We start from the raw sequence: 6,512 nt of genomic DNA, 5'->3' as shown, positions 1-6,512 counted from the left end.
TCTAGTACTTAGAGGTGATGTTTCTAGTCCATTGCTATCTCAAGTTTCAAATGATATAAAGAAAGAAGCAAAAGATATTGGTAAACAACTATTTAAAGAAATAGATAATAATAAAGATGAATTGTCACAAAAGGTAGCAATACAAAGAAAAAAATTAGAGAAACAAAATTTAAAAAGAGAAATATAATTATTTATATTCAAGCTAAAAAAGCATTCCTTTCATAGAAAGAATATTTAGTATATCGTATCAATTTGTATTAATCATAGCATTCCTGACTATATAGGTGTTATTATTTCATTGCTAAGGGAGGATGGATGTCGCTACGGGCTACTGTCATTATGCTTTAATATCTTTAGGTACTTGTAGTAACAATGTCTATATTTTTTGCTAGGTATAATCATTTTATATATTATATGTCTAATTCAGCTTTTTTAATTGCATTTTTCGTAGCAGTTATTCGCTATTACGATTATGCTTTATTTGGTTTATCTGCAAGCATTTTAGCACAAAATTTTTTGCCAAGTATAGAGTATGATAAGCAGTTACTTAGTTTTTTTGCTGTGCTTAGTGTTGCTGTTATAGTGCGTCCTTTAGGATCTATAATTTTTGGATTTATTGGAGATAAATATGGGCGCACTCAATCTATCAAAACATCAATGTTTATTAGTGCTATTTCTACTGGATTGATTGCTATTACTCCATCCTTTGAGACGATAGGTATTCTTGCTACAGTTATACTGACATTATGCCGAATGATTTTTTTAGCAAGCCTTGCTGGAGAAGTTGATGGAATAAAGGTTTATATAGCTGAAAAAACAGGAGATAGTCAAAAAAATTTTAATATAGGGATAGTTGCATGTTGTAGCCAAATAGGTGCATTACTTGCTGCTATAGCTTATTATTACGCTAGTAATTCTGATATCTACTATTTATGGCGTTTTAATTTCCTGATTGGTGCTATATTCGGTTTATTTGCTATTTTGATGAGAAATTTGTTTAAAGAAAGCAGTGAGTTTTTATTTTATAAAAATAAAGTCTTATTAAAAAGCACCATACGACAAATTATACAAGATAATAAATTATCTTTTACGATAGCGTTGCTAGTGAATGGTGCTATTGGAGGGGTATATCACTTTTTAGTGATCTTCCTAGGAGTTTTTTTAACAAAAATAGCTTTTATGAACCATTATGAAATAGGGTTTATGAATATAGCTCTTATTACTATTTATGGGATATCAGCATTATTTGCAGGACTACTTGCTGATAAAATAAATCCTTTAAAACAGATTACATGGGCTTTATTTGCCAGCATTATCGTTGCTTTATGGATGCAAATATTACTATATAAACAAATATTTACTATTTTCTGTCCTGTGATATTAATAGGGCTTGCAGCATTTTATGCTATACCACTACAAATTGTTGTTCAGTTCTTATTTGCTACACCTGTTAGAATGAGGCTTTATAGCTTATCTCACTCGCTAGGGAGTATTATTCTATCTTCAAGCACTCCTTTTTTTAGTATGCTTTTATGGCAAAACTTTAAGTCACTACCTTTAACCTTAAGCTTTTTTATTTGCTTACTTGTAATATTAATAGGTACTATAGTGGTTTTATATAATCTAAAACAGAAAATATAGTAATTTTTATATTATAGCAAAAACTACTATTTCATCTATTTTAATAATAGAATATTGGTAAAATCAGTGCTAGCACAGTGTTGTCTTTTTAAGAAAAGAGACCAACAAGATTATACAGCAAATAGATTAGTATATCAAAGCATAAATCTCAGTGAATTTTAGTGTACTTATAGATCAAATACTCCAGAAAATAATATAGAGGAGGTAAGAGCATACATCATTATCAATATATTTTACAACATAATAACTAATCACAAGATATGTAATGAACTAAAAATAAAAAATACTAATATTAAATTAATTCATTGATAATTATTCTTATCTCTATAGTACAGTTTATTAAATTTTGTATGCATAATCTAGTGTAACTTTTATGTCTACAAAAAACTGTAGACATAAATCATGAAGTTGAAAAACAAAATATATAGACTTCGCTTGTAAATTTAATATTTACTTCATTGCCTCAATTAGCTTTCTAACTGTATTAACTGACTTATCAAACAATGCTTTTTCTTCTTCAGTTAATTGTAGTTCTATTATTTTTTCTACTCCTTCCTTACCAATAATAACTGGTACCCCAACATATAAATCATGTACGCCATACTCACCTTGTAAATAAGCAGCGCAAGTTAGAATTTGACGCTTATCTTTTAAATATGATTCAAGCATCTCAACTGCTGAAGCTGCTGGTGCATAGTAAGCAGAGCATGCTTTAAGTAATGCAATAATCTCACCTCCACCATTTCTAGTACGATCAATTATTTTTTCAATATTTTCATTACTTGATAAACCCATTCTCACTAAATCTGGTATCGGTATTCCTGATACTGTCGAATATCTTGCAAGAGGTACCATTGCATCACCGTGACCACCAAGAACTATACTATTAACATTACTCACTGATACTTTAAACTCTTCAGCAAGAAAAAAGTTAAACCTTGATGAGTCAAGTACACCTGCCATACCAATTACTTTATTATGAGGTAAGCCACTTTCTTTTAGCATTACATAAACCATAACATCAAGAGGATTGGTAATTACTATGACAAAAGCATTTGGAGCATATTTTTTTATATTCTGTGCTACATATGTTATAATTTTAGTATTAACGTTAATTAGATCATCTCTACTCATACCAGATTTTCTTGGTAAACCAGCCGTAATAATTATAGCATCGGAACCTTCAATATCTTTATAATCATTACTTCCTTTTATTTTGATATTAGAACCCGCTAAAGCACTAGCTTGCATAATATCAAGTGCTTTTCCTTGTGGTACTCCTTCAACCAAATCAAACAACACAATATCACCTAATTCCTTAATGCTAATTAAATGGGCAAGTGTACCACCAATATTACCGCTACCTATTAATGATATTTTTGATTTTTTTTTCATTATGTCCTCATACAATAATTATATATTTGTTTACTATATTATAAATTTATTCAAGAAAAAAGGTTTTTTGAAAAGATTATATTGCTATTATAAATTACTAAATACTTTATTATATAGTTTGTATTCCTAATAAAAGTGGAAATTCAGTAAATTTTAGTACAAGAATTAAATGACATATTTTAATTCTCTTGAACCATGCAGGCAATGTCTTTAGCTGTTTGCAATAATGTTCTTAATGCTTAATTAGCTTATTATAATATTCTGATAAAATTTTTACACCATATAACCACAGTAGACACACAATTATAAAGCTAAACATTAATAACCCAGCTATATCATCATGCACTGCATTTGGGAAAATACTAAAAGATATAAATTGAATAATAGCACCTATTGATTTGCCAATCTTTGTTCCTATAACATCAACAGCTGCTTTACCTTTAGTTTTCATTTCACTATCCAGTGGAATATATACCATTTCTTTAGTAGCATCAAAAAGTGAATATTTTACTGATTTGGAAAGCACATGCCATAAACCACCTATAAAAACTATAACAATAAGCGGAGAACTATAACCAAGAGTAGAGACAATATGCTGCAAATAATTCTCAAAAACTGTAAATGAAAAGAACATGACACCAGCCCCAAACATCATAATTGGTGTTATAATAGCTCCCCAAAACCAGCCACATATTCTAATTAAACTACTTCCTAAAAATGCACTAACTAGAGTTAATGTTCCTGTCCAAAAAAATACCTCACCATGATATGAAATAAAATCTTTAGTTTCTGGATAAAGTTGTTTTGTTTTTGACATCCATAATCCTTCAATTAAACTAATGCTCATAGAATAGGATATTACAAGAATACAAATAAAACCAAGATATTTAGATGTTAATACTACTTTTGCACTCTCAATTAGGTTTAACTTTAATATATCCATTCTTTGATTTTTAAATTTAATATTTTTATCAGATTCTACAATTAATTTATCGATAAATTTATGGAGAGCTAAACAAATTAATCCAGACACTAAAATAATCGTCACAAATGATTTTAAAAGAATCTCATTTGTATCGCTTAGATGAGAAAATAAAGGTAATAAGAAATGATCGCTCTTAGCAAAATAAATAATTACAGTTCCAGAAATGAGTAAATTAGTTTGTCCAAATAAAGTAAAGAATGAGTAAAACCTTGGGGCTTCCTCAACTTTAGTAATTTTATTTGCAAGCTGCCAATATAAAAGAGTAAATACTATCACCGGCCATAGCTCTCCCATAATATAAAATAATACTACACTCCATTGTCCCCAGATTATTATAAACCACTTTAAATGAGGAAGAAGCATCACATAATGTTTGATTAACTTGGGATCGGGATGAAAAAATTCTTTATATGGAAATAGAATAAAACCAAAGATTGCAAAGAAAAATAAAAAAGTACTGGTAATTATTCTAAAAACTTGCTCTGTAGTCATAACATTACAGAGTTTAGAATAAAGAATAACAAACAAAACACCCATAGGCATTTCACCCCAAAGCTTGATGAAACTAAGAACCTCTGAACTAATTAAAGTGACAACGAAACTATCCTTAATGCTACGGACTAAGTTTTGATTAAGTAAAATAAAAAACATTAGTAAAGCCATAGGTATGAATTTGGTTAATTCATATGACCTAATAGGCCATACTATATGTCTAAATTTACTGTTTCTGGCTCTATTCCAAAGGGTGAAATTAGAATTCACGATATCCATTAATTACCTACAGGCGTATTTCAGCACAGCCTAAACTATAATAAAAACTATGTCAAGATTTTTAAAAGCAACATATAATAATTTTTGATTACTTTCTTTTATATTTATTATACTCAATTGCAGCTTTAATAAACTGAGTAAACAAAGGATGAGGTTCAAAAGGTTTAGATTTAAACTCGGGGTGAAATTGTACTCCCACAAACCAACGAAGTAAAGGTAATTCAATTATTTCTACAATCTCTTTATCTTTTGAAAAACCACTAAATTTTACTCCGCTTTTTTCAAAGATATTTTGAAAGTCATTATTAAATTTATATCTATGACGATGTCTTTCATTTATTTCAAGTTTACCATAAGCTGTAGCAGCAATAGTATTAGGGACTAAGCTACAAGGATGAGAACCAAGTCGCATAGTTTTTTTTATATTTTCTTTTGTTATACTTAGCTCATTATAATCTATATTATTGTTATTTATCTTTTTGATAATTTTAATACCTACCGTTTTGAACTCCTCTGACCCAGCATCTTTAATACCAATTAAATTACTCGCTATTTCAATAGCAGCAAGTTGCATACCGAAACATATACCGAAAAAAGGTATATCATTAGTACGAGCATATTTTATTGTTATAATTTTTCCTTGAGTTGCTCTCTCGCCAAATCCTCCAGGTACTAAAACTCCATCTATATCTAATAATTTTTTATGAATATTTACTTCAGTTAGATTTTCAGCATTTATCCATACTAAATCGATTTTATATTTGTAGTAAATACCGGCATGACCAAGTGCTTCAATTACTGATTTATATGCATCTTTTAATTTATTATATTTAGCTATTATAGCGATTCTTACCTTTGAGTTAGAATCTTTTAACCTATCAATTATATCATACCATTTATCTAATTTAGATGGTACAATATTAAGATTAAAAAATTTTAAAACTTTATTATCAAGCCTGGAATTATGATATGCAAGCGGTACTAAATATATATTTTTCTGATCTATTGCTGGAATAACATATTCAAAGTCTATATTGCAAAACAAAGCTATTTTTTCTCTTTCACTTTTTGAAATATTACACTCTGTTCTGCATATTAATATATTAGGTGAAATACCAATAGCACGTAATTCTTTTACTGAATGTTGAGTAGGTTTTGTTTTCAATTCACGAGTTGTTTTAACGTATGGTAATAAAGTTAAGTGAATAAATAAACAACGCTCACTTTTTAATTCGTTACCGATTTGTCTTATAGCTTCAAAAAATGGCAAACCTTCAATATCGCCGACAGTACCTCCTATTTCACAAAGAACAAAGTCGAAATCTTTGGTGTTTGAAAGTATAAAATCTTTTATTATATTTGTAACATGAGGAATAACTTGAACAGTAACACCAGTATAATTTCCTAATCGTTCATCTCTAAGTAATTTTGAATATATAGCGCCTGTAGTTATATTATCAGATTTACACGATGGAACTCCAGTAAAACGCTCATAGTGACCAAGATCTAGATCGGTTTCAGCTCCATCATCAGTAACATATACTTCACCATGCTCATGAGGGTTCATAGTACCAGGATCAACATTAAGATAAGGATCTAGCTTTCTTAGGCAAACTTTAAAACCCTTGGCTTGTAATAGCATAGCAAGAGATGCAGCAGTTAAACCCTTACCGAGTGATGAAACTACTCCTCCTGTAATAAAAATAAAGCGTACCATTTG

4 protein-coding genes and 1 pseudogene are annotated in these 6,512 nt (G+C 29.2%); 2 read left to right on the top strand and 3 right to left on the bottom strand.

The annotated features are described in order from the left end of the window. Positions 1-187, top strand: a pseudogene (locus AC27F4_RS03390) (hypothetical protein); the annotation flags it as partial. 227 nt (positions 188-414) lie between these two features. Next, positions 415-1,641: an MFS transporter gene (locus AC27F4_RS03385; RefSeq protein WP_487062093.1), complete on the top strand. Its 1,227-nt coding sequence runs from the start codon at positions 415-417 to the stop codon at positions 1,639-1,641. A gap of 450 nt (positions 1,642-2,091) precedes the next feature. Here the strand turns inward: AC27F4_RS03385 and mdh are convergent, their stop codons facing one another. The 3 genes from mdh to pyrG all read right to left on the bottom strand — a co-directional run bounded on the left by mdh (position 2,092) and on the right by pyrG (position 6,509). Next, positions 2,092-3,036, bottom strand: coding sequence for a malate dehydrogenase (gene mdh, locus AC27F4_RS03380; protein ID WP_487062089.1), 945 nt, complete (start codon positions 3,034-3,036; stop codon positions 2,092-2,094). Positions 3,037-3,268: 232 nt separating this feature from the next. Next, positions 3,269-4,792: a nucleotide exchange transporter Tlc2 gene (tlc2, locus tag AC27F4_RS03375; RefSeq protein WP_487062087.1), complete on the bottom strand. Its 1,524-nt coding sequence runs from the start codon at positions 4,790-4,792 to the stop codon at positions 3,269-3,271. Between the two features lie 88 nt (positions 4,793-4,880). Next, the gene (gene pyrG, locus AC27F4_RS03370; RefSeq protein WP_487062085.1) at positions 4,881-6,509 is read right to left on the bottom strand and encodes a CTP synthase; all 1,629 of its coding nucleotides are present in this window, start codon (positions 6,507-6,509) and stop codon (positions 4,881-4,883) included. Positions 6,510-6,512 lie beyond the last annotated feature (3 nt).

The sequence above is a fragment of the Candidatus Rickettsia mendelii genome, assembly GCF_057543435.1.
This window is presented reverse-complemented; position numbering and strand designations above follow the sequence as displayed.

Bases quoted from the DNA above. Each gene is read 5' to 3' on its own strand.
- AC27F4_RS03385 (WP_487062093.1), top strand. From the start codon at position 415: ATGTCTAATTCAGCTTTTTTAATTGCATTTTTCGTAGCAGTTATTCGC.
- mdh (WP_487062089.1), bottom strand. From the start codon at position 3,036: ATGAAAAAAAAATCAAAAATATCATTAATAGGTAGCGGTAATATTGGT.
- tlc2 (WP_487062087.1), bottom strand. From the start codon at position 4,792: ATGGATATCGTGAATTCTAATTTCACCCTTTGGAATAGAGCCAGAAAC.
- pyrG (WP_487062085.1), bottom strand. From the start codon at position 6,509: ATGGTACGCTTTATTTTTATTACAGGAGGAGTAGTTTCATCACTCGGT.